This window comes from Enterobacter cloacae complex sp. P42RS (assembly GCF_014930595.1).
GTDB classification, from domain to species: Bacteria; Pseudomonadota; Gammaproteobacteria; order Enterobacterales; family Enterobacteriaceae; genus Enterobacter; species Enterobacter bugandensis.
Window position 1 is genome coordinate 231,833 of sequence record NZ_JADBRK010000002.1, and the last position, 22,841, is coordinate 254,673.

General features: G+C 60.4%; 26 protein-coding genes, 1 pseudogene and 1 riboswitch. Of the genes and pseudogenes, 16 read left to right on the plus strand and 11 right to left on the minus strand.

The features are described 5' to 3' along the window. Positions 1-36: 36 nt before the first annotated feature. The gene (locus tag IM314_RS04385) at positions 37-1,533 is read right to left on the minus strand and encodes an NCS1 family nucleobase:cation symporter-1 (RefSeq protein ID WP_193358664.1); all 1,497 of its coding nucleotides are present in this window, start codon (positions 1,531-1,533) and stop codon (positions 37-39) included. Positions 1,534-1,677: 144 nt separating this feature from the next. On the opposite strand from IM314_RS04385, the gene IM314_RS04390 reads away from it, so the two are divergent. The 3 genes and pseudogenes from IM314_RS04390 (at position 1,678) to puuE (ending at position 4,081) form a co-directional block, all read left to right on the plus strand. Then, positions 1,678-2,394 carry a GntR family transcriptional regulator gene (locus IM314_RS04390; protein WP_045630054.1) on the plus strand — a complete coding sequence of 239 codons (717 nt, stop codon included), beginning with the start codon at positions 1,678-1,680 and terminating at the stop codon, positions 2,392-2,394. After that, positions 2,394-3,264, plus strand: a pseudogene (hpxA, locus tag IM314_RS04395) (allantoin racemase). The gene IM314_RS04390 and the pseudogene hpxA overlap by 1 nt, the downstream one beginning before the upstream one ends. Then, positions 3,182-4,081: an allantoinase PuuE gene (gene puuE, locus IM314_RS04400; RefSeq protein WP_370529578.1), complete on the plus strand. Its 900-nt coding sequence runs from the start codon at positions 3,182-3,184 to the stop codon at positions 4,079-4,081. The pseudogene hpxA and the gene puuE overlap by 83 nt, the downstream one beginning before the upstream one ends. Positions 4,082-4,129: 48 nt before the next feature. Here the strand turns inward: puuE and hpxZ are convergent, their stop codons facing one another. The 4 genes from hpxZ to hpxW are packed head-to-tail and all read right to left on the minus strand — an operon-like array spanning position 4,130 to position 7,689. After that, entirely contained in the window at positions 4,130-4,516 is a 387-nt protein-coding gene (hpxZ, locus tag IM314_RS04405) for an oxalurate catabolism protein HpxZ (RefSeq protein ID WP_193358667.1), read from the minus strand. Next, entirely contained in the window at positions 4,513-5,910 is a 1,398-nt protein-coding gene (locus IM314_RS04410; protein WP_193358668.1) for an AtzE family amidohydrolase, read from the minus strand. Before IM314_RS04410 ends, hpxZ begins: the two co-directional genes overlap by 4 nt. After that, positions 5,907-6,095 carry an oxalurate catabolism protein HpxX gene (gene hpxX / locus IM314_RS04415; RefSeq protein WP_028012637.1) on the minus strand — a complete coding sequence of 63 codons (189 nt, stop codon included), beginning with the start codon at positions 6,093-6,095 and terminating at the stop codon, positions 5,907-5,909. The genes IM314_RS04410 and hpxX overlap by 4 nt, the downstream gene beginning before the upstream one ends. A gap of 10 nt (positions 6,096-6,105) precedes the next feature. Further along, positions 6,106-7,689, minus strand: coding sequence for an oxamate amidohydrolase (gene hpxW / locus IM314_RS04420; RefSeq protein ID WP_193358669.1), 1,584 nt, complete (start codon positions 7,687-7,689; stop codon positions 6,106-6,108). Between the two features lie 143 nt (positions 7,690-7,832). Here hpxW and hpxU point away from each other — a divergent pair, with 143 nt between their 5' ends. From hpxU to hpxK, 7 genes are all read left to right on the plus strand, one after another. Further along, on the plus strand, positions 7,833-8,672 hold the full coding sequence (hpxU, locus tag IM314_RS04425; RefSeq protein WP_045261682.1) for a MurR/RpiR family transcriptional regulator HpxU: 840 nt from the start codon (positions 7,833-7,835) through the stop codon (positions 8,670-8,672). A 191-nt stretch (positions 8,673-8,863) separates the two neighbouring features. Next, positions 8,864-9,646, plus strand: a complete 783-nt coding sequence (locus IM314_RS04430; RefSeq protein ID WP_193358670.1) for a transporter substrate-binding domain-containing protein — start codon at positions 8,864-8,866, stop codon at positions 9,644-9,646. 4 nt (positions 9,647-9,650) lie between these two features. Then, positions 9,651-10,316: an amino acid ABC transporter permease gene (locus tag IM314_RS04435; protein ID WP_041912033.1), complete on the plus strand. Its 666-nt coding sequence runs from the start codon at positions 9,651-9,653 to the stop codon at positions 10,314-10,316. Continuing rightward, positions 10,316-10,972: an amino acid ABC transporter permease gene (locus IM314_RS04440; RefSeq protein WP_193358733.1), complete on the plus strand. Its 657-nt coding sequence runs from the start codon at positions 10,316-10,318 to the stop codon at positions 10,970-10,972. The genes IM314_RS04435 and IM314_RS04440 overlap by 1 nt, the downstream gene beginning before the upstream one ends. Beyond that, on the plus strand, positions 10,953-11,690 hold the full coding sequence (locus tag IM314_RS04445) for an amino acid ABC transporter ATP-binding protein (protein ID WP_008499843.1): 738 nt from the start codon (positions 10,953-10,955) through the stop codon (positions 11,688-11,690). Before IM314_RS04440 ends, IM314_RS04445 begins: the two co-directional genes overlap by 20 nt. 13 nt (positions 11,691-11,703) lie before the next feature. After that, on the plus strand, positions 11,704-12,945 hold the full coding sequence (locus tag IM314_RS04450) for an alanine--glyoxylate aminotransferase family protein (protein WP_028012642.1): 1,242 nt from the start codon (positions 11,704-11,706) through the stop codon (positions 12,943-12,945). Continuing rightward, positions 12,942-14,204 (plus strand): allantoate amidohydrolase, encoded by a 1,263-nt coding sequence (hpxK, locus tag IM314_RS04455; protein WP_193358671.1) that lies wholly within the window; start codon positions 12,942-12,944, stop codon positions 14,202-14,204. The genes IM314_RS04450 and hpxK overlap by 4 nt, the downstream gene beginning before the upstream one ends. Here hpxK and IM314_RS04460 read toward each other — a convergent pair. Then, positions 14,170-15,171 (minus strand): magnesium transporter, encoded by a 1,002-nt coding sequence (locus IM314_RS04460; RefSeq protein ID WP_193358672.1) that lies wholly within the window; start codon positions 15,169-15,171, stop codon positions 14,170-14,172. The two genes, hpxK and IM314_RS04460, sit on opposite strands and share 35 nt — an antisense overlap. A gap of 60 nt (positions 15,172-15,231) precedes the next feature. Next, positions 15,232-15,401: riboswitch (M-box (ykoK) riboswitch) on the minus strand. Between the two features lie 154 nt (positions 15,402-15,555). Here IM314_RS04460 and IM314_RS04465 point away from each other — a divergent pair. Further along, a complete protein-coding gene (locus IM314_RS04465) occupies positions 15,556-16,059 on the plus strand; it encodes a DedA family protein (RefSeq protein ID WP_193358673.1) in 504 nt (167 codons plus the stop codon). A gap of 1 nt (position 16,060) precedes the next feature. On the opposite strand, the gene IM314_RS04470 is transcribed toward IM314_RS04465, so the two are convergent. Continuing rightward, the gene (locus IM314_RS04470; protein ID WP_028012645.1) at positions 16,061-16,810 is read right to left on the minus strand and encodes an SDR family oxidoreductase; all 750 of its coding nucleotides are present in this window, start codon (positions 16,808-16,810) and stop codon (positions 16,061-16,063) included. Between the two features lie 100 nt (positions 16,811-16,910). On the opposite strand from IM314_RS04470, the gene IM314_RS04475 reads away from it, so the two are divergent. Beyond that, on the plus strand, positions 16,911-17,270 hold the full coding sequence (locus IM314_RS04475; protein ID WP_023335206.1) for a helix-turn-helix domain-containing protein: 360 nt from the start codon (positions 16,911-16,913) through the stop codon (positions 17,268-17,270). A 1-nt stretch (position 17,271) separates the two neighbouring features. On the opposite strand, the gene IM314_RS04480 is transcribed toward IM314_RS04475, so the two are convergent. Then, positions 17,272-18,066: an SDR family oxidoreductase gene (locus IM314_RS04480; RefSeq protein WP_028012646.1), complete on the minus strand. Its 795-nt coding sequence runs from the start codon at positions 18,064-18,066 to the stop codon at positions 17,272-17,274. A 125-nt stretch (positions 18,067-18,191) separates the two neighbouring features. After that, positions 18,192-18,635, minus strand: a complete 444-nt coding sequence (locus IM314_RS04485) for a helix-turn-helix domain-containing protein (protein ID WP_028012647.1) — start codon at positions 18,633-18,635, stop codon at positions 18,192-18,194. A 152-nt stretch (positions 18,636-18,787) separates the two neighbouring features. Between IM314_RS04485 and agp the strand changes: the two genes are divergently transcribed. Further along, positions 18,788-20,029 carry a bifunctional glucose-1-phosphatase/inositol phosphatase gene (agp, locus tag IM314_RS04490; protein ID WP_041910555.1) on the plus strand — a complete coding sequence of 414 codons (1,242 nt, stop codon included), beginning with the start codon at positions 18,788-18,790 and terminating at the stop codon, positions 20,027-20,029. A 32-nt stretch (positions 20,030-20,061) separates the two neighbouring features. Here the strand turns inward: agp and IM314_RS04495 are convergent, their stop codons facing one another. Next, positions 20,062-20,289 carry a YccJ family protein gene (locus IM314_RS04495; RefSeq protein WP_048958427.1) on the minus strand — a complete coding sequence of 76 codons (228 nt, stop codon included), beginning with the start codon at positions 20,287-20,289 and terminating at the stop codon, positions 20,062-20,064. An 18-nt stretch (positions 20,290-20,307) separates the two neighbouring features. Then, the gene (wrbA, locus tag IM314_RS04500; RefSeq protein WP_041910554.1) at positions 20,308-20,904 is read right to left on the minus strand and encodes an NAD(P)H:quinone oxidoreductase; all 597 of its coding nucleotides are present in this window, start codon (positions 20,902-20,904) and stop codon (positions 20,308-20,310) included. Between the two features lie 390 nt (positions 20,905-21,294). On the opposite strand from wrbA, the gene IM314_RS04505 reads away from it, so the two are divergent. From IM314_RS04505 to IM314_RS04515, 3 genes are all read left to right on the plus strand, one after another. Next, entirely contained in the window at positions 21,295-21,465 is a 171-nt protein-coding gene (locus IM314_RS04505; RefSeq protein WP_001273664.1) for a general stress protein, read from the plus strand. A gap of 116 nt (positions 21,466-21,581) precedes the next feature. Continuing rightward, on the plus strand, positions 21,582-22,499 hold the full coding sequence (locus IM314_RS04510) for a DMT family transporter (RefSeq protein ID WP_045261672.1): 918 nt from the start codon (positions 21,582-21,584) through the stop codon (positions 22,497-22,499). Positions 22,500-22,560: 61 nt separating this feature from the next. Next, positions 22,561-22,830: a DUF1778 domain-containing protein gene (locus IM314_RS04515; RefSeq protein WP_193358674.1), complete on the plus strand. Its 270-nt coding sequence runs from the start codon at positions 22,561-22,563 to the stop codon at positions 22,828-22,830. The last annotated feature ends 11 nt before the right edge of the window (positions 22,831-22,841 follow it).

The following is a 22,841-nucleotide window of genomic DNA, read 5'->3' on the forward strand; positions in this document are numbered from 1 at the left end:
ACGGGCCGCAGATAAACTGCGGCCGGAGGGAGGGGGTTACTCTTTTTGCGTCGCCACACGGGAGCTGAACGAGGCCGCGCCTGCCGTCTCGCGCTCTTCCCGCGCCAGCCAGCGGTAGGTCAAGCCGCCGAGGAAGACGCCGATAAACCAGCTGAAGTTTGCCACTTCATGCAGGGCCGGGATAAAGCCAATCACCAGACCTACGGCAACGGATGGGATCAGCGCGCCAATAGCCTTCGGGTTAAAGCCGTTGCGGTACCAGTATTTGCCCTTTGGCGTGTCGTCGAACAGATCGTCTACCGACACCTTGCCGCGCTTAATCAGGTAGAAATCGGCAATCAGAATGCCGAACAGCGGGCCGATAAATGCCCCGAGCACGTCCAGGGTGTAATGGATGAGCTCCGGCGAGTTGAACAGGTTCCACGGGGTGAGCAGGATCGAGCCGACGGCGGCAATCATCCCTCCGGTGCGGAAGCTGATCTTCTGCGGCGAGCAGTTAGAGAAATCAAACGCCGGTGAGACAAAGTTCGCGACGATGTTGATCCCGATGGTGGCGGTGATCATTGTCAGCAGGCCAATTGCCACGGCCAGATCGTTGCCCACGTGGCTGACGGTCTCGATCGGATCGGTGATCATGCGGCCAAACAGCGACTGGGTGCCGGACACAATCACCACGGTGACGATGGAGAACAGCAGGAAGTTAAACGGCAGCCCCCAGCGGTTGCCGCGGCGGATCTCGCCCATGCTTTTGCCGTAGCGGGAGAAGTCGCCAAAGTTAAGCAGCGGGCCGGAGAAGTAGGAGACCACCAGCGCGATCGCGGTGATCATCTGCCAGGTTTGCTCGCCCGCGCTCAGGGATTTGCTGGCGAGGGTGAAAGAGATCCCGTCAAAACCGGTCTTGTATACAATCCAGCCCGCGAGGGCCAGCATCACCACATAGACCGCCGGACCGGCGATATCAATAAAGCGCTTAATGGCGCTCATGCCGTGCCAGAAGACCATCGCCTGAAGAACCCACATGATGGCAAAGCAGATCCAACCCAGCGGCGAGAGGCCCAGGAAGGCACCGGTGGTAAGGCTCGCCAGAGAAGGCCAGAACTTCAGCACCACCAGCATCAGCGCGTTGGCGGCAAGCCAGGTCTGGATGCCGTACCACGCAAAGGCGATAAGCCCGCGGATCACCGCCGGAATATTGGCCCCGAAGACGCCAAACGCCTGACGGCTGATCACCGCATAGGGCACGCCCGCCATCTGGCTCGGTTTGGCTACCAGGTTGGCGCACAACTGCACAATGCAGATCCCCACCAGCAGGCAGAGCAGCACCTGCCAGCTTGCCAGCCCGAGCGTAAAGAAGCTCGCGGCAACAACGTAACCCCCCATGCTGTGAACGTCGGACATCCAGAAAGAAAAGATGTTGTACCAGCTCCAGTTCTGGTCACGCGTCGGTGCCAGATCCTCATTGCAAAGACGTGGGCTGTAAACCGCACCGGAATCAGCGGCCGTACCTTGCTGTGCGTTTTGACTGTTTGGCATGAAACCTGCTCCTGTGAATGAAAACCCGTTGAGTGGGAGTGCAAGCGGTGTTGCAGGATCCAGGCCAAAAATATAAATCTTGTATGCAATATTTTATTTTTATGTATACGATTCGATAACGGAAAGTAAAATTCGGAGTGGTGAATGAACAACATAAACGCCCTGCAGACCGCGCCAGACCTGCATGACAAAGACGAAACCATCTTCCAGGCGCTGATGACCGCGATAGTCGAACACCAGCTGCTGCCGGGGAGCAAATTGCCGGAAGAGGCGCTGGCCGAGGTCTTTGGCGTGAGCCGCACGGGCATCCGCAAGGTGCTTCAACGACTCGCCGCTGTGCAAATGGTCACCCTGACGCCCAAACGTGGTGCACACGTCGCCAGCCCGACGGTGGAAGAGGCGCGGCACATCTTCCGCACCCGCGCGCTGCTGGAGGTCGCTAACCTGCCGGATGTGCTGGCGCACTGTCAGCCGCCGCACCTTGCCGCGCTGGAGGCCATTATTCGCCAGGAGCAGCAGGCGCACGAGGCGTACGACGGCCCGGCGGCAATCCGACATTCCGCCAGTTTCCACATACAACTGCAGGCCATCTCCGGCAACCAGGTGCTGACGGAGATGGTGACAAGCCTGAGCCAGCGCTCCTCGCTGGTGATTGCCACCTGGGGCGCGCCGTGGCGTCAGGGCTGTCGCTGCAACGACCACGAACAGCTTGTAGATCTGCTGCGCCAGAAGGCGCTGCAGCCGCTAAGCGATGCCCTCATGCACCATTTTGAACACATCGTTGCCAGCCTCTGCTTCGAGCGGGCGGGCGAGTGCCTGCCTGATTTTGCCCGGCTGTTTGCCGGCCACAAGGAGTCGTAATGTCTGTCTGTATACAAGTGATCAACCCCAACACCAGCCTCGCGATGACGGAAACCATCGGCGCGGCGGCCCGCGCGGTGGCGGCGCCGGGAACGGAGATCCTCGCGGTCTGTCCGGGCGCGGGCGTGCCGTCTATAGAAGGCCACTTTGATGAGGCCATCGCCGCCGTTGGTGTCCTGGAACAGATCAAAAAAGGCAGGGAGCAGGGCGTGGACGGTCACGTGATTGCCTGCTTTGGCGATCCGGGACTGCTGGCGGCGCGCGAGCTGGCGCAGGGGCCGGTAGTCGGCATTGCTGAAGCCGCTATGCATATGGCGACGCTGGTGGCGACGCGCTTTTCGGTGGTCACCACGCTGCCGCGCACACTGATTATTGCCCGCCATCTTCTGTACCAGTATGGCTTTCAGGACCACTGCGCAGCGCTGCACGCCATCGACCTTCCGGTGCTGGCGCTGGAGGACGGCAGCGGTCTGGCGCAGGAGAAGGTGCGCGCGCGCTGTATACAGGCACTGAAAGAGGATGGCTGCGGCGCCATCGTGCTCGGCTGCGGCGGCATGGCGACCCTTGCGCAGGAGCTGACCCGCGAGCTGCGCGTGCCGGTGATCGACGGCGTCAGCGCGGCGGTGAAGATGGTGGAATCGCTGGTGGCGCTGGGCCTCTCGACCAGCAAGCATGGGGATCTGGCCTTCCCGGAGAACAAACCGTTAAGCGGGCATTTTCAGGTATTGAATCCATTTTAACTTTTGGGGGTGGTATGGGGCTTTTCGAACAGGATTATCCGCGGGATCTGCGCGGCTACGCGGGCAACCCGCCGCACGCGCGGTGGCCGAATCAGGCGCGTATCGCGGTGCAGTTTGTGCTCAATTATGAAGAAGGGGCGGAAAACCACGTTCTGCACGGCGATGCCGGGTCCGAGCAGTTCCTGTCGGACATCATCGGCGCGGCCAGCTACCCGGACAAACATATGTCGATGGACTCCCTTTACGAATACGGCAGTCGCGCCGGGTTCTGGCGGATCCACAATGAATTTCAAAAACGCGGCCTGCCGCTGACGGTCTTTGGCGTGGCGATGGCGCTGGCGCGTCACCCGGAGATTGTTGAGGCGATCAAAGCCGCGGATTACGACGTGGTCAGCCACGGCTGGCGCTGGATCCACTACCAGAACATGGACATCAGCCAGGAGCGCGACCACCTGCATAAGGCGGTGCAGGTTCTTACCGACCTGTTCGGCAAGCCGCCAACCGGCTGGTACACCGGGCGCGACAGCCCCAACACCCGCCAGCTGGTGGTGGAGCACGGCGGCTTCGACTACGACAGCGACTACTACGGCGATGATTTGCCCTTCTGGACGGAAGTGACCTGCGGCGACGGCACCCAAAAGCCGCACCTGATCGTGCCCTATACGCTGGATGCGAACGACATGCGCTTCGCGACCGCGCAGGGGTTTAACACCGCCGAGCAGTTCTATACGTACCTGAAGGACAGCTTTGACGTGCTGTACGAGGAGGGGGAGAGCGCGCCAAAGATGATGTCCATCGGCATGCATTGCCGCCTGCTGGGAAGGCCGGGGCGTTTTCGCGCGCTGCAACGGTTTCTGGATTACGTGCAGCAGCACGATCGGGTGTGGGTCTGTACCCGCCAGCAGATTGCTGACCACTGGCGGGAAGTGCATCCGTTTCAGAAGTAATTATGCGATGTTTTGCCGGGTGGCGGCTGCGCCTTACCCGGCCTACGGCTACGACATCAAACTCACCTGCGCCGCAACAATGCGCCACCCGTATGCAAACCTTGCCCACGTCTGCTGCTGGCGGCCAATCCGCTCCGTACCTTCACGGGTAAACTCGGTGCTGCACACGGCATAATCCTCCCCGAAGGTGGTAATCACGGTGTGGCGCAGCGTCCGCTGAAGCCCGGCAGACGGGCGCGCCGCCCTAAAGGCGCGGATTTCATCGATCCCGTACAGGTTTTCACCCGCCCCCAGACGCACCGTGTTTTTGTCGTGCCAGAACAGCTCGTCCAGCACGGCAATGTTGTTACTCACCAGCGCGTCCTCGTAGCGGTAAAACGCGGCGGTCACCTCGGCAACCACCCACGGCAGGTTAATGTCATCGTGATTGATCATGCTGCAACCTCCGCCGGGCGGGCATCGGTGATGCCGCTCTCTTCCAGCACGCGCGCGACGCGCAGGCAGGCCTGCTCGTTAAACGGCGCGGCAATCAGCTGCAGGCCAATCGGCGCGCCATGTGCGGTGCGCAGCGGAACGGTGGTCACGGGCAGGCCCAAAAATGAAATTGGCTGGGTCAGCATCCCCATGCTGGCGCGGATGGGGAGCGACTGACCGTTAATCTCCATGGTTTGCTCGCCGATCCGCGTGGCGCTGCGCGGCGTCGCGGGGGCGATCAGCACGTCGGCCAGGGCAAACAGTGCGTGAAACGCCTGCCGCGCCTGCGCGCGGAACCGCTGGGCCTGAATATACCAGGCGGAGGGGATCATCGCGCCTGCCAGCAGTCGCTCCCGGGAGTGCGGCTCAAAGCGCTCGGGCTCGCGGCGAAGCGCGGGCAGGTACTGATTTCCCCCTTCGGAGGCGCTGATGATAAATGCCGCGGAGCGCGCCAGCTCGGCGTACGGAAACTGCAGCTCATCCTGCACGTCGAGCGCCTTCGCCACCCGCGCCACGGCGTCTCTGGCCTGTGCGTCGCACCAGGTGATGAAGTAGCCGCCGAGCACCGCGCAGCGCAGGCCGTCAAGCCCGCGGTCTAGCAGGGGGCGCGTCTGCTCGCGCGAGCTCTCTGCCTGAAAACGGTCGCTGCTGTCCCGGCCCTGCAGCGCGTCGTACACGGACGCCAGGTCGCACACGCGGCGGGCGAAGGGGCCGATATGATCCAGGCTCGCGACAAACGGATGGCTGCCGGATCGTGACAGGCGGCCAAAGGTGGGCTTGAGGCCATAGATGCCGCACAGCGAGGCCGGAACGCGAATCGACCCGTTGGTGTCGGTGCCGAGCGAAAAGTGCACCAGCCCGGCGGCTACGGCGGCGGCTGAACCGCCAGAGGACCCGCCCGCAATGCGCGTCAGGTCGTGCGGGTTACGCGTCGCGCCGTAGTGGCTGTTCTCGGTGGTAAAGCCGTAGGCGTAGGCGTCCATATTCACCATCCCGGACAGCAGCCCGCCCGCGCTGCGCAGCTGGCGCACGGCGAAGCTGTCAGCGGCCGCAGCGGGACGCTGGTTGAACAGCTCGGCGCCCGCGAGGGTGGTGTGTCCGGCAACGTCGAACAGGTTTTTCACCGCGTAGGGCACGCCCGCCAGCGGCGGCAGGGGGCGCTTCTCGCGGCGCAGGGTGTCGATGTTCTCGGCCTCGGCGAGCATGCGTGCTTCCGTCACGGTGGTCCAGGCATTGATCTGCGGATTAACGCGCCCAATCGCCTCCAGCGTCTGGCGGGCAATCTCATGGGCGCTCAGCTCGCCCGCGCTCAGCGCCTGTTGAATGTCGCTGATACTCATCTCGTGTAGCGTCATGCTTTATACACTCCTGCGATCTCCAGACGGTCGTCGAGCGGCAGCGCCATCAGCGGGGCGGCCATGCTGGCAATGCGGCTGAACTGCAACTGCAGCTCGGCGCGACGGGCATCGTCCAGCGTCACGCCGAGCACGGACTCCATTTGCGCAAGATACGCCTGCCAGTCGGGTTGTTGTGTCGTCATTGTTTTCTCCTCAGTATCCGGCGGCCGCGCCGTTGCTGCGCGGGTCAAACGCCCCTTCAAACAGCCCGTTGGGGTGCCGGACAATCGCGCCCGCGTGGCCCATCGCTTCACTGAAGTCAGGGAATATTTCTACCTCATGTCCGAGTACCTGAAGCCGTGAGACCGTCTCAGCGCTAAAGCGTCCTTCCAGCTTTAACGTGTCTGAGGTTTGTCCCCAGGTGCGCCCCAGCAGCCAGCGCGGGCGGGAAATGCTTTCCTGCAAGGACACGCCCTGAACCACGTAGCGGGTAAAGAGCGCGGCCTGGGTTTGCGGCTGTCCGTCACCGCCCATCGATCCGTAGACCATTACGCGCCCGTCCTTAAGACGCGCCGCCGCCGGGTTCAGGGTATGGAAAGGCTGTTTGCCCGGCGCGAGGGCCAGAAGATGAGCGGGGTCGAGGCTGAACGACGCCCCCCGGTTCTGCCAGACGATGCCGGTATCGGGCAGCACCACGCCGCTGCCGAACTCGTGATAAATACTCTGGATAAACGACACGGCAAGCCCGCTGTTATCCATCACCCCCATCCACACGGTATCGCCAGGCCCTTTTCCGGTTCCCCACGGCGCGGCGTGGCCGTCGTCAACCCTGTCGGCAAGCGCCTGCAGGGCGGCGGGATCCAGCAGTTCCTGAATCTCGGTTTTCAGCTCACGTGGGTCGGTAATGTGGGCATCGCGCAGGCCAAAGGCCAGCTTGGTGGCTTCAACGATGCGGTGAATGGTGTCCGCGTCGTCGGCCTCCGCCATATTCAGGCGGTCGGTGATGCCGAGTATCGCCAGCGAGACCAGCCCCTGCGTCGGCGGGGCGTGGTTAAAGATCTCCCCCTGCTGATGCTGCAGCTTCAGCGGCGCGGTGCGCCGGGCAACGTGCGCGTTAAGATCGGCCAGCGTCACGGGCATGCCCAGCGTCTCCATACCGTGCGCCAGCACGTCCGCCAGCGGGCCGCGATAAAAGCTGTCCAGACCGTCCTCTACGAGGCGCGTCAGGGTTGAGGCCATGGCGGGCTGGTAAAAACGGCTCCCGACCTGCGGCGGCTTATCGTTCACCAGCCACGTTTCCGCGAAGCCGGGGATGGCCTTAAGCTCGTCGAATTTACTGGCCGTGGCATGGGCCTGTGAGGCCGTGACCGGGGTGCCGTTTTGCGCATAATCAATGGCGTCGGCCAGCAGGCGGGCCAGCGGCAGCGACTTGCCGGTCATCTCGCGGGAGACCTTCAGCGCCTCGTCCCAGCCGCTCACCGTGCCGGCGACGGTCAGCGCCGCCTGCGGTCCGCGATGAGGAATGTGCTTGTGCCCGTTGTAGGCGGCAAACGTCGCGCGCGATCCCGCCGCGCCGCTGGCATCAATGGCGATGGGGTCGCCTTCTGGCGGCACGATAAGCCAGAAGCCATCGCCGCCCAGCCCGTTCATGTGGGGGTAAACCACGGCGATGGTGGCCGCCGCCGCGACCATCGCTTCAATCGCGCTGCCGCCTTCGCGCAACACCGCCAGCGCGCTCTGGCTGGCAAGATGGTGGGGCGCAACGGCCATGCCGTGCGTGGAGACGTTGCTTTGCATGAGAAGTCCTCGTAACACTGAAAGTCACAAGGCGCTGCAAAAGCTGTTCCAGTTCTGAAAGAAAAGTTTCAGTAAGCTGGCACGTATAATGAATACGTATAAAGAAAGGTATAATGTGATGAAACAAAAGTTACAGAGGCGCTATGGAACAACTGGATGAACGTCTGAAAGCACAATACCCGTCGCTGTCGCCGCAGGAGCAACGGGTGGCAGACTTTATATTCGACCATTTTGACGACCTGATCAGCTACAACAGCGCCGAGCTGGCGCAACTGAGCGGGGTGTCGAAAGCCACGGTCAGCCGCCTGTTTAAGCGTCTGGGCTATGAGAAATATAAGGATATGCGCGACGAGCTGCGCACCCTGCGCCAGAGCGGGATGCCGCTCACCGATAATCGCGATGCGGTGCAGGGCAACACGCTGCTGGCGCGCCACTACAAGCAGGAGATGGCGAACCTGACCCAGTGGGTCAATGCCCTTGACGCGCAGCAGTTTGCCGACGCCATGGCCTGCATGGTCAAGGCGCGGCGCATTGTGATTATCGGCATGCGTAACGCCTATCCGGCGGCGCTCCACCTGCGCCAGCAGCTGCTGCAGGCGCGCGGTCAAGTGCTGGTCCTGCCGCAGCCGGGGCAGAGCCTGAGCGAGGAGCTGGTGGACCTAACGCCGGACGATCTGGTGGTGATGATGGCTTTCCGCCGCCGCCCGCGCATCATTCGTCCGCTGATGCAGCAGCTTCAGAGTAGCGGCATTCCGGTGCTGCTGATGTGCGAGCCGCAGGCCCACAGCCTGTTTCCGCTGGCGAGCTGGCAGCTCTGCGCCCCGCTGGACAGCGTCTCCGCCTATGACAGTTATTCCTCGGTCAACAGCCTGATCAACCTGCTGGCGAACGCCTTCCTGCATGACATTCTCGATAAAGGCCGCCCGCGCATTCACGAGATTGCCTCCCTCTACCAGCAGCTGGACGAACTCGAACAACGATAATGGGGCATCAGGCTGGTGCTTTGCATTGAAATGGTGCAATTGAACGGGGCGAAAATAGAGAGTATTTTCGCCCCGTCCGCGTTTTATCAGGCTTTAAGAGAAAATTCCCCGCTTCGCCTTATCTGGCACATTAGTTGCAAAATCACATTCAAAGAATCTTTTGTTTCATGTTAACGTTACGGGGAAGCACCATGAAAAAACTGTTTATTGCACTGGCCGGGGCCGCCTGTCTCTTCACTCTGCTGCCCGCAAAGGCTGACCAGCTTCAGGATATCGAGAAGCGCGGCACCATTCGCATTGCCGTTCCGCAGGATTTCCCGCCGTTTGGCTCGGTGGGGACCGATCTGCAGCCGCAGGGCTACGACATCGATATGGCGCGCTATCTGGCGAAACAGATGAAGCTCAAGCTGCAGCTGGTGCCGGTGACCAGCGCCAACCGCGTGCCGTACCTGCAAACCGATAAGGTGGATCTGGTCATTTCCAGCCTCGGTAAAAACCCGGAACGCGAGAAGGTGATCGACTTCAGCCGCGCCTACGCGCCGTTCTTCCTCGGCGTGTTTGGCCCGAAAGGCGCCGAGCTGAAGGACGCCGCCGCGCTGAGCGGAAAAACCATCGGCGTGACGCGCGGGGCGGTGGAGGACATGGTGCTGACCGGCCTGGCACCGAAAGACGCCAACGTGAAACGCTACGAAGACAACAACACCACGCTCTCGGCCTACCTCTCCGGCCAGGTGCAGTACGTGGCGACCGGCAACCTCGTGGTGGCGGCCATTTCGCGCCAGAACGCGGATAAAGCCCCGGTGCCGAGCTTTATGTTGAAAGACTCACCGTGCTTTATCGGCCTGAAGAAGAACGAACCGGCCCTGAAGGCGAAAGTGGATGCGCTGATTGAGCAGGGCATCAAGGACGGCACGCTGAACGGCCTGTCCGAGCAATGGCTGAAGGCCCCGCTGCCGGCAAACCTTGGCGCCTGAGCCGATGACGGAGCAACTTGATTTTTCAGCCCTCTGGCCGCACTGGCCGGAGCTGCTGGCGGGATTGTGGGTCACCATTCAGCTGACGGTAATGGCAACCGTCGGCGGGCTGGCAATCGGGATTTTCGGCGCGGCGATCCGCAGCGGACGCACCACCTGGTACAGCCGGATCTGGGGCGGCTACGTGGAGATCATCCGCAACACGCCGTTTGTAGTGCAGCTGTTTTTCATCGTCTTCGGCCTGCCGAATCTTGGCCTGAAGATGACGGCGGGGGAGGCGGCGCTGCTGGCAATGGTGGTGAACCTGGGCGCGTACAGCACCGAAATTATCCGCGCGGGCATTCAGGTCACGCCGAAAGGACAGTGGGAGGCCGGGCGCGTGCTGGGGCTGACCCGTCTGCAGACGTTTATTCGCGTGGTGCTGCCGCCCGCGCTGCAGCGCATTTATCCGGCGCTGGTGAGCCAGTGCATCATCGTGATGCTCGGCTCGTCGGTGGTGTCGCAGGTCTCCTATGAAGAGCTGACCTTCGCCGCTAACCTGATCCAGTCCAGAACGTTTTTGAGCTTTGAGGTCTATCTGGTGACAACCGGGATTTACTTAGCGCTGTCGATTACCCTGCGCCAGCTGATGATGGCGGCAGGACGCAAATGGCTGGGGGTGCAGGCATGATGACCACCTTTACCGACTGGGACATTATTCGCAACCTGCTGCTGGCCGGACGCTGGACGGTACTGCTGTCGCTGGTGGCGTTTGTCGGCGGGGCGGTGGTAACGCTGCCGCTCCTGCTGCTGCGCCTGACGGGCGGTCGCACGGTGAAGCGCATTATCCGCGGCTATATCGAGCTGTTTCAGGGCACGCCGCTGCTGATGCAGCTGTTCCTGGCCTTCTTCGGCGTGGCGCTGTACGGCATCGACGTTTCGCCGTGGACCGCCGCCTCGCTGGCGTTAACCTTCTACACCAGCGCATTTCTGCTCGATATCTGGTACGGCAGCATTCGCGCCCTGCCGAAGGGGCAGTGGGAAGCCTCGCGCTGCCTGGGCCTGACCTTCGGCCAGACCCTGTTTCGCGTGGTCGCTCCGCAGGCGCTGCGCATCGGCATCGCCCCGACGGTGGGCTTTGCGGTGCAGGTGATCAAAGGTACCGCGCTGGCGTCGATTATCGGCTTCATCGAGCTGACCAAGGCCGGCACCATGCTGACCAACGTGACCTATCAGCCGTTTAAGGTCTTTGCGCTGGTGGCGCTGGGCTACTTTATTCTGTGTTATCCGCTGTCGCGCTACAGCCGCTATCTGGAGACCAAATTCAATGCCTCTCATCACCATTAATCAGGTGCAGAAGTACTACGGCGATAACCACGTGCTCAAGGGCGTCGATCTGGATATCGATATGGGCCAGGTGATCTCCATTATCGGGCGCAGCGGATCGGGCAAAAGCACGCTGCTGCGCTGCATCAACGGCCTGGAAGGGTATCAGGACGGAAGCATCAAGCTGGGCGGCATGACCATTACCGACCGGGATTCTCAGGCGCGCGAAATCAGCCGCTCGGTCGGGATGGTGTTTCAGAGCTTCAACCTGTTCCCGCACATGACGGCGCTGGAGAACGTGATGCTCGCCCCGCGTCGGGTGCTGAAGAAAAGCGCCGCCGAATGCCGCGAACTGGCCCAGCGCATGCTGGAGAAAGTGGGGCTTGGCGATCGTCTGGATTACTACCCGTCGAGCCTCTCCGGCGGCCAGCAGCAGCGCGTGGCGATTGCCCGCGCGCTGGCGATGTCGCCTAAAGTTTTACTCTGTGACGAGATCACCTCCGCGCTCGACCCGGAGCTGGTGGGCGAAGTGCTCAAGGTGCTGGAGCAGCTGGCGGCTGAGGGGATGACCCTGATTCTCGTGACCCATGAAATGAATTTTGCCCGCGAAGTGGGCGACCGCGTGGTGTTTATGCACCAGGGGAAAGTCTGGGAGCAGGGCGACAGCAAAACGCTGTTCGCCAACCCGCAGACCACGGAACTGAAGCAGTTCATCTCCTCCGTGCGCGGCCTCAACTGATAAGGACTTAACAATGGATATCGCACACTTTCCGCAAATCAACCCGCCCCAGCGCCTGCTGATGGGGCCGGGGCCGATCAACGCCGACCCGCGCGTGCTGCGCGCTATGTCGAGCCAGCTGATCGGCCAGTACGATCCGGCCATGACCCATTACATGAACGAGGTGATGACGCTCTATCGCGGCGTGTTTCGCACCGAGAACCGCTGGACGATGCTGGTGGACGGCACCTCTCGGGCGGGGATTGAAGCCATTCTGGTCTCCGCCATCCGCCCCGGAGATAAAGTGCTGGTGCCGGTCTTTGGCCGCTTTGGACACCTGCTGTGCGAAATTGCCCGCCGCTGCCGCGCGGAGGTGCACACCATCGAGGTGCCGTGGGGCGAGGTGTTTACCCCGGACCAGGTCGAAGATGCGATTAAGCGTATTCGTCCGCGCCTGCTGCTGACCGTGCAGGGCGACACCTCCACCACCATGCTGCAGCCGCTCGCGGAGCTCGGCGCCATCTGCCGCCGCTACGACGTGCTGTTTTACACCGATGCCACCGCGTCGCTCGGCGGCAACGCGCTGGAGACCGACGCATGGGGGCTGGACGCCGTCTCGGCCGGGATGCAGAAGTGCCTCGGCGGCCCGTCGGGCACGTCGCCGATCACCCTGAGCGCGCGCATGGAGGAGGCGATCCGCCGCCGCAAATGCGTTGAGGAGGGCATTCGCACCGACGCCCACCGAGACGGCGATGAGGAGATGATCTACTCCAACTATTTCGATCTCGGCATGGTGATGGACTACTGGGGGCCGGAGCGCCTCAACCACCACACCGAAGCGACCACCGCGCTGTTTGGCGCCCGCGAGTGCGCGCGTCTGATCCTCCAGGAAGGGCTGGATAACGGCATCGCCCGCCACAGGCTGCACGGCGATGCGCTGCTGAAGGGCATTCAGGCGATGGGGCTGGAGACCTTTGGCGATCTGAAGCACAAGATGAACAATGTGCTGGGCGTGGTCATCCCGCAGGGCATCAACGGCGACCAGGTGCGTAAGCTGATGCTGGAGGATTTCGGGATTGAAATCGGCACCTCGTTTGGCCCGCTGCACGGCAAGGTGTGGCGCATTGGCACCATGGGCTATAACGCGCGCAAGGACTGCGTGATGACCACCCTGAGCGCGCTGGAGTCGGTGCTGAACTACCTGAAATTCACCACCACGCAGGGCGCGGCGATGCAGGCCGCGTGGGACCACTATCGCCGCGAGACGCCGCAATGAGTCCGGCGGCAGAACGGGTGATGGCCCGCGCCGACGCGCTGGCCGCCATCAGCGAAACCCCGGATGCCCTGACCCGGGTCTATCTCTCGGTGCAGCATCTGCAGGCCAACCAGCTGGTGGGGCAGTGGATGAGCCAGGCGGGCATGACCGTCTGGCAGGACAGCGTGGGCAACATCTGCGGACGCTATGAGGGGGCGCAGGAAGGGGCGCAGGCGGTGCTGCTTGGATCGCATCTGGATACCGTGCGCAATGCGGGGCGCTACGACGGCATGCTCGGGGTGCTCACCGCCATCGAAGTGGTGGACAGCCTGCACCAGCAGGGGCTGCATCTGGCCCAGGCCATTGAGATTGTCGGCTTTGGTGACGAAGAGGGAACCCGTTTTGGGATCACCCTGTTAGGCAGCCGGGGCATAACGGGCACCTGGCCGCAGGGCTGGCTGGAGACGTGTGATGCCAGCGGCATCAGCGTGGCGCAGGCGATGGTGCAGGCGGGGCTCGATCCTGCCCGCGTGTCGCATGCCGCAAGGCGTCAGGAAGATTTCAGCGCCTATCTCGAGCTGCATATTGAGCAGGGGCCGTGCCTTGAGCAGGAGGCGCTCGCGCTTGGCGTGGTGGAAGCCATTAACGGCGCCCGTCGCCTGAACTGTCGCTTCACCGGCGAGGCCGGACATGCGGGAACCGTGCCGATGCTCCACCGCAGAGACGCGCTGGCCGCCGCCGCCGAGTGGATGGTTATCATTGAAAACGCTACCCGACAGCAGGGCGGCAACCTGGTGGCGACGGTCGGGGAATTGCGCTGTCTGCCGGGAGCGGTGAACGTGATCCCCGGTGAGGTTCAGCTCTCGCTCGATATTCGCGGCCCGCAGGATGCACCGCTGGACAGGTTGCTCAACGACCTGCTGGAACATGCCCGTGCGATCGCATCGCGCCGCGGGCTGGCATTTAGCGCCGAGGAGTTTTACCGCATTGCCGCCACGCCGTGCGATCTGCACCTGCAGAACGTGCTGGGGGAGGCCGTAAAATCGGTACAGGGACGCTCGCTGTCGCTGCCCAGCGGCGCGGGCCACGATGCGATTGCCATCGCGGAACGCTGGCCGGTGGGCATGCTGTTCGTGCGCTGCAGAGGCGGAGTCAGCCACCACCCGGCGGAATCGGTGATGGCTGAGGATGTTGCGCTGGCGATTGAGGCGTTTTCGCGTGCGGTGATTCAGCTGGCGGATCGCGTTACTCCAGCCCCAGCGTATACTGCGCGATCTTAAAGTAGATAATCAGCCCGGTACCGTCGATAAGCGTCGCGATAAACGGCGCGGAGACGACCGCCGGGTCAATACCGCAGCGCTTGAGCACCATCGGGATCACTGACGACACAATCGCGCTCCAGAGCGTAATGCATACCAGCGTCAGGCTGACGATAAGCGTGATTTCCAGCCCGATACCCATCATCCAGGCGCGGATGCACCCGGCAATACCGAGCGTCACGGCAATCATCAGCGAGGTGGTCATCTCTTTGCGCAGCACGCGGCCTACATCGCGCAGATGCACTTCACCCAGCGCCATGGCGCGCACCAGCGTGGAGGTGATCTGCGTTCCGCTGTTGCCTCCCGTGCCGATCAGCAGCGGAATAAAGAACGCCAGCGCGATGGCAGACTCCAGCGCCTCTTCGAAGTGCTGGATCACCGAGCTGGTGTAGGCTTCCGCGACAAACAGTAGCAGCAGCCAGACGGAGCGTTTCTTCCACAGGCTGAAGGCGCTGGTTTCCAGATAGGGCTTCTCCAGCGGCAGCGTCGCCCCCTGAAGCTGGGCGTCTTCGGTGACGTCATCTTCCAGCAGATGGGCGATTTCGCGCTCGGTCAGGCAGCCGACGAGCTTGCCGTGGGTCACCACCGGCACGACGTCCGCCTCGCCGTGGGGCAGAAGTCTGGCGACATCGGCTCGTTCATCTTCCGGTTTGACCTGCAAAAACTGCGAAATCATCAGGCTTTTAATTGGCTGCACGGTATCCGTGACCTGCAATAATTTGCGTACCGCAATCATGCCCGCCAGGCGTCCATGGTCTTCAATAAAAATATGCGACGGAATATCATCGTCTTTTAATTTTTCGAAGAATTGCTCGCGCGCCAGCGCCACGCATAATGAAACGTCGAGGACAATAAAATCGGTATTCATATATTGCGCGACCGCGCTGTCATTGAATGCCAGGTTGTGGTTGTGAATAGCGTAAGACATAGTGAATTCCCTTTGAATAATAAAATCTCTCAGGGGCGAGCAAGACAGGGCATGTCGGAAAGGAGATCCCCACGTCCTGGGTTCAGCACTGTACACCGTATCCCGCAAGGGAAGTTATACTGACAAAGCCTTGATTCGACAGTGCCTGTTTTACCCTGTGCCGGTTCTCTCGAACCCACCAGAGCGATAACGTGTATTTGTACAGGAGCCTCGCCATAACGAGATCGTTGTAAAGCGTGAGGAATAATACGCCTGTTTAAATTTATCGCTCAGGAAATTAAATAATGTTTAAGAAAGGTTTAGGTAAGTCTTATTGATAAAATGTTGAGGGTTTATTTAAGGTTATTCCTTTTAAATGGAGGATTAATTAACGGGGGAAGGAAAATGGCGTGGTTTGATAATCTGCTGAATCATTTTGCGCTTTATCCGGCACATCTGTTCGCGCTGTTATTCGTAATGGCGCTGAGCAAGTCCACGGTGCTGATCTCCTCCGTGCTGCCGCCCGCCTCGGTGATGCTGCTGGCGGGCATCGGCGTCAGCCAGGGGAGCATGCACTTGGCGCTGGCGTGGCTCGCCGTGGTGCTGGGGGCAACGGCGGGAGCGGTGCTGAACTACCATATCGGCCAGCTGATGGGGCACACCCGGCTTGTCGCGCGCTTTACGGCGAAGCATGCCGCTACGTTTTTACGGGTTCAGCATCAGCTGCAAAAAAACGGTGTCATCGTACTGTTTACGTCGCGCTTTCTGGCGGTGTTGCGTTATGTCGTGCCGCTGGCGGCGGGGATGCTCAGGCTGAACGCCGTCAAAGTTTACGCCGTCAGCCTGCTTTCCGCCTGTGCATGGGCGGCGCTGTATGTCGGCGCGGTCACCGGCATCAGCGCCTTTTGAGTTACAGACTCCCCATTCCGCCGTCCACCAGCAGCTCCGTTCCTACCGTGTAGCTCGACTCGTCGGACGCCAGATAGAGCGCGGCTTTTGCCAGCTCCGTCGTCGAGCCCATTCTGCCGAGCGGCACCAGCTTGATGATCTCCGCCATCATCGCGTTAAGCGTCTCTTCGCTTAAGCCCGTCTTCGTAAATGCCGGCGTTTCCACCGGACCGGGGCTCAACCCGTTGACGCGGATCCCGCGCGGCAGCAGCTCCGCCGACAGCGTACGCGCCAGCGACAGGAGGGCGGCCTTGCTCGCGGCATACACGCTGCTGGTGGGCAGGCCGATGCGTGCGCTCACGGAGCCGCAGAGGATCACCGACGACGGGTTATTCAGCAGCGGCAGCAGCGCCTGAATTAAAAAGAACGGTCCCTTCAGGTTGATGCCCATCAGGCGGTCCCACGCATCCTCCTGCCACGCTTCCAGCGGCGCGTGCGTCACGTCGCCGGCGTTGAGAAACACCGCGTCCAGGCGTGGCCAGCGGGCGGCGAGGGTTTCCGCCAGCGCTTTTTGCGACGCGATATCGCCTGCGTCGGTTGGGATCACCCAGGCCTTATCGCCCAGAATGCGCTCTGCTTCGGCGAGGGTGTCCGGGTTGCGTCCGGTCACGGCGACGCGCGCCCCTTCGGCGATAAACGCCTGCGCGGTGGCGAGACCTATACCGCTGGTGCCGCCGGTAATCAGCGTATATTTATCGGTTAAACGACCCATGTTCTTCTCCTGAAATGTCACTGGAGAAAGCACTATAGAAACGTTAGTATCGAAAGGAAACCAGGTACCAAATGGATACTAACGAGGCAAGAGGTGTGCTATGGCAGAAATGCTGGAGGTGTGCTGCGAAAAAAAATCTGAGGCGTATACCTGCCCGATGACGCAGTTTGTCAACCTGATATCCGGTAAGTGGGCGATCCCCATTCTCTATCGCCTGATTGTGTTCAACACGCCCGTACGCTTTGGCGATCTGCTGCGTGCCGCTGCCCCCATCACGCAGAAAGAGCTGACGAAGCAGCTCCGCCTGTTTGAGCAGCGCGGGCTGGTGACGCGGACGGTCTACCCGGAAATCCCCCCGCGCGTGGAGTATCAAATTACCGAGCTGGGGTTAACCCTCCAGGATGCGCTCTCGCCGCTGGCCGCCTGGATGAGCGAGTACGGCGACCAGCTTGAGCGTTAGGCTACTGTTTCACGTAGCGCGGTGCCGGAACCCCGGTGCGCGCGCTGTTAAACAGCTCAAGGCGCGCCGCTTCGTAGCGATCCCACAGGGCGGCGTCATGCATCGGCGGAATAGTGATCTGTTCGCCCTGATCCAGACCCGCCAGTGAAGCATCGACCATATCATCGGTGGTCATCACCGACCCTTCCGGCAGATCGTTCACCGTAACCCCTGAATGGCTCCAGATCTCCGTCGCCGTCGCGGCGGGCAGCACGGCCTGAATGCGCACGCTGCTATCGGCAAATTCTTCCTGCAGTCCGCGGGTAAAGCTCAGTACCCAGGCTTTGGTGGCGCTGTACAACGCGCTGCCCGCACGGACATGGAGAGATAACACCGAGGCGATATTGATCAGCGTCCCGCGATTGTTCTGCGCCAGGCGGGGCAGGATGGCGTAGGTCAGACGCATCAGCGCCGTGGTGTTGAGGGTGTTGATGGCCTGATGCTGCGCCACATCGCCCGCGAGGAACGGGGCCATCTGCGCGGTGCCCGCGTTGTTTACCAGCGTATCGATGGCGGTATTGTGGCGCAGTTCATTTTCCACGGCGCGGATCCCGGCTTCATCGCTGAGATCGGCCACCAGTATAGCGACGGCCACGCCATAGCGCGCGCGCAGGTCGGCGGCGAGGGTTTTCAGGCGATCCTCGCGGCGGGCGACCAGGACCAGGTTAGCGCCGCGCGCGGCCAGGCGATCGGCATAGACGGCCCCGATCCCGGAAGAGGCGCCGGTAATTAAGGCGGTGGTGATTTGCGTAGTCATTGTGTGTTACCTCAAAGCAAAGTGGGTTATTTGGTTTCAATATGAAACTGAATTAACTCTCTGCTATTTGGTTTTATAATGCAACCATTTTGCCGGGCATTTTGTGCTTTTGCCGTTGGGAACGATCAGGAGGGGAGTTTAGCCACGATCTCTTCAGGCGTCAGCTCGCGCCCATCGTCGGCGATAAGCGCGAGTTTACGCAGGGGTTTGCGCTGTTCGCTATCGACGAGAACGGTGCCGCATTCGTTTTCCGCGAACAAAAATTCATTGCCCCACTGGGAGAGAGCAACCAGCACCGTCTGGAGCGCGCGTCCCTTGTCGGTCAGAACGTATTCCTGCCAGGCGCTGCCGTCGGAGGCGGGCTGAAGCCGGAGGATGCCTTCATCGACCAGCAGCTTCAGCCGCGAGGTGAGCATGTTTTTCGCGATACCGAGGCTTTTCTGAAACTCACCGAAGCGTTTAATCCCGCGCAGCGCGTCGCGAACGATCAGCAGCGACCACCAGTCGCCAATGATATCCAGCGAACGGGCGACGGGGCAGGTGCTCTCTTCGAGGCGGGTGCGTTTCACGGTCAGGTCTCCGGTGGGGTATGGTTTTATTATAAAACTAATTAGCGCCCACCGTAAGCACGTTAATCATCAGTTTGAGAAATGCTTCCCGAAAAAACTGTCACGAATCTGTCACACTCACTGGAATATTAAAAAAACGTGAGGAACGAGGGATGAGAAAAGCACTACTCGCAGTGGCCGTGGCAGGTACCCTTTCAATGACCTTTGGCGCACAGGCGCAGGAGACGCCGAAAGGCTATCAGCTTGAGCAGGTGTTAATCATGAGCCGTCACAACCTGCGCGCACCGCTCGCTAACAACGGCAGCGTGCTGGAGCAGTCCACGCCGAAGCAGTGGCCGGAGTGGGACGTGCCGGGCGGTCAGCTCACCACCAAAGGCGGCGTGCTGGAAGTCTATATGGGCCATTACATGCGCGAGTGGCTGGCAGAGCAGGGGATGGTGAAGACGGGGGCGTGTCCGCCAGCGGATAGCGTTTATGCTTACGCCAACAGCCTGCAGCGTACTGTCGCCACCGCGCAGTTCTTCATTACCGGCGCGTTCCCGGGCTGCGATGTTCCCGTGCATCATCAGGAAAAAATGGGCACCATGGACCCGACCTTCAATCCGGTGATTACCGACAACTCGCCGGAGTTCCGCGAAAAAGCGCTCAAGGCGATGGAGTCCGAGCGGCAGAAAATGCAGCTTGGTGAAAGCTATAAGCTGCTGGAGCAGTTGACGAACTACGCCGATTCCCCGTCCTGCAAAGAGAAAAAAGTCTGCTCGCTGGCAGACGCGAAAGATACCTTCAGCGCCGACTATGAAAAAGAGCCTGGCGTATCCGGGCCGCTGAAGGTGGGTAACTCGCTGGTGGACGCGTTCACGCTGCAGTATTACGAAGGGTTCCCGGCCGACCAGGTGGCCTGGGGTGAAATCAAGACCGACCAGCAGTGGCGCGTGCTGTCGAAGCTGAAGAACGGCTATCAGGACTCGCTGTTTACCTCCACCGAGGTGGCGCAAAACGTGGCGAAGCCGCTGGTGAAATATATCGATAAAACGCTGGTCACCGAACAGGCGAAAGCGCCTAAGATTACTCTGCTGGTAGGGCACGATTCGAACATCGCTTCACTGCTCACCGCGCTGGATTTCAAGCCGTATCAGCTGCATGACCAGCAGGAACGGACCCCGATCGGCGGCAAGATTGTCTTCCAGCGTTGGCACGACAAAAACAGCAATCAGGAGCTGATGAAAATTGAGTATGTCTACCAGAGCGCGGAGCAGCTGCGCAACGCCAGCGTGCTGTCATTGCAGTCGCCCGCGCAGCGCGTGACGCTGGAGCTGAAGGGCTGTCCGGTGGACGCGAACGGCTTCTGTCCGGTTGATAAATTCAATGCGGTGATGAATAACGCGGCGAAGTAAGAGAGAACCCCCCGCATGGCGGGGGGAAACGCTTAGACGTTTTTACGTTCGATGGTTTGCTCGCCCCAGAAGAGCGAGTCTTTGTCCGTTTTTTTGAAGGCGCGAATCAGCACTTCATCATTGCCTTCTTCCCAAATCTGCTCGGCCAGCTTTTCGTCGTAGTTCGCGACTTCAAAGATGGCTTCGGCAATCTCCGGAGAGGTGTTGCGTAAACTTGCCCATTCGCCCACGTGGTGAGCTTTGGATTCCTGTGTTGGCATACTTTTCCTCCTGTTGGGTTAGCCGTTCAGTTTTTTAGCGAGACCCGCGACGTATTCACCCTGATAGCGGGCGATGGAGAGTTCTTCATTGCTTGGCTGACGTGAGCCATCCCCACCGGCAATGGTGGTTGCGCCGTACGGCGTCCCGCCGCGCACCTGGGAAACGTCAAACAGCTCCTGCGCGCCGTAGCCAATTGGCACAATCACCATCCCATGATGAGCAAGGGTAGTCCAGGTTGAGGTAATCGTCTGCTCCTGGCCGCCGCCGGTACCGGTAGAGCTGAATACGCTGGCGAGTTTGCCGTACAGCGCCCCGGATGCCCAGAGCCCGCCGGTTTGATCGAGGAAGGTACGCATCTGGCCTGACATATTGCCGAAACGGGTCGGGGTGCCGAAGATAATGGCATCATACTCCGCCAGCTCCTGCGGGGTCGCGACCGGGGCATTTTGTGTTTTTCCCCCGGCTTTGGCGAACGCTTCCGCCTGCATGGTTTCCGGTACGCGTTTTACCACAACCTCAACGCCGTCCACTCTGTTTGCACCTTCTGCTACCGCGTGAGCCATGGTTTCAATGTGTCCATACATGGAATAATAGAGCACCAGAACTTTTGCCATTTTGCATCACTCCTCGTTGGTTTTTCTGACAGCGGATCGCTGCGTTCATTTAAAGATATGACATCACGGCCAGACTGCAAAAATGAACGGCATTTCTTTGATTTATAACAACATGGTTACAATAAGGTGCTGTAGCAAAATGAAACAACTTTCTGGGCGTCGAATTTTAAAATGATAAGAAAGGCTTATGGATTTCCGTCGCGTTATCTGACCCGAAAGGCGGATATCATGTTGCAGAATATTACCCGTGGCTTGCCGGATAGCCTCAGTCCACTAAGCTTAGTTTCACGCGGCACAGATAAAGGCCCTGTCCTTTAGCCGCGAGGTGAAAGAATCCTCTTTTACTGAATGCAATATGATGTCTAATGTTTCACACTCTGGAGGTTAGAGATGGCAAACCATCGTGGTGGTTCAGGTAATTTCGCTGAAGACCGTGAAAGAGCATCAGAAGCAGGTCGTAAAGGTGGCCAGTCTAGCGGGGGTAACTTCAAGAACGACCCTCAGCGCGCATCAGAGGCTGGTAAAAAAGGGGGTAAAAATAGCCACGGCAGCAATAAGTAGTACGCCGGGTTGACTCCCTGCCGCCGGGTTTCCCGGCGGTTTTTTTATGTCTGCAACATTGAACTGTAACCAAAGGCAACGCACACTACAGAATTGATCTCACTTGTTGGTGTCGCATGTCCGTCTCACGCTTTAAATTCTCCATAAAACCGCAGGAAGCCATCCTTATTCTCATCACCATGTTCTGGGGCGGGACCTTTCTTGCCGTCCAGTACGCGGTGACCCTCAGCGATCCGTTCTTTTTTGTCGGCCTGCGCTTTGCGACAGCGGCGATAGCCGTGGGGCTGATCTCCCTTAAAACGCTGCGGGGTCTGACGCTGAAGGAACTCAAGGCCGGCGTGGCGATTGGGATTGCGATAGCGATGGGCTACAGCCTGCAGACGTGGGGATTGCAGACCATCTCCAGCAGCAAATCCGCTTTTATTACCGCCATGTACGTGCCGCTGGTGCCGCTGCTGCAATGGTTATGCCTCGGACGGCTACCGGGGCTGATGTCCTGCATTGGCATCGTGCTGGCGTTTATCGGCCTGATTTTATTAGCCGGGCCGGAAAATAACCTGCTGGCGCTGGGGCCGGGCGAGATCATTACCCTCGTCGGGGCCATTGCCATCGCGGCGGAAATTATTTTGATCAGCGCCTGGGCTGGGAAAGTGGACGTCAAGCGCGTGACGGTGGTGCAGCTCGCGACGGCGTCGCTGGTGGCCTTCGCGACGATGGTGCCAGCCGGGGAATCCGTGCCGCCGATGTCCACGGGGCTGGTGGTGGTCGCGCTGGGGCTTGGCATCTTCAGCGCCATTATCCAGGTGACCATGAACTGGGCACAGCGCAGCGTATCGCCAACGCGGGCGACGGTGATCTACACCGGTGAACCGGTCTGGGCGGGCATTTTCGGACGACTGGCCGGCGAGCGTTTACCGCTGCTGGCGCTGGTGGGCGCGGCGTTTATTGTCGCCGGGGTGCTGGTGAGCGAACTAAAGCTCAGAAAGCGGGGGCGTGAAGCGAGTCATTTGACTGCTGAAAAAGGTTTAGATTGAAAAAAAGCGCAACGTTACTTAGGATGTGTACGGATTAAAACCGTACACGGTGATGCAAACCATGCCAGCACTTAAAAAACAGCGTATCGATCTTCGCTTAACGGACGAAGACAAAACAATGATTGAAGAAGCGGCGGCGATGACGAATCAAACGATCACCCAGTTTATGGTGAACAGTGCGTCAGAGCGTGCTGTAGAGGTCATCGAGCAGCACCGTCGTCTCGTGTTAAACGAAGCCTCCTGGAGTGCGGTGATGGATGCCATCGACAATCCGCCAGAGCCAAATGAACGCCTCAAGCGCGCGGCAAAACGTCTTCGAAACATGGAGTGAAGCGTCTTGGC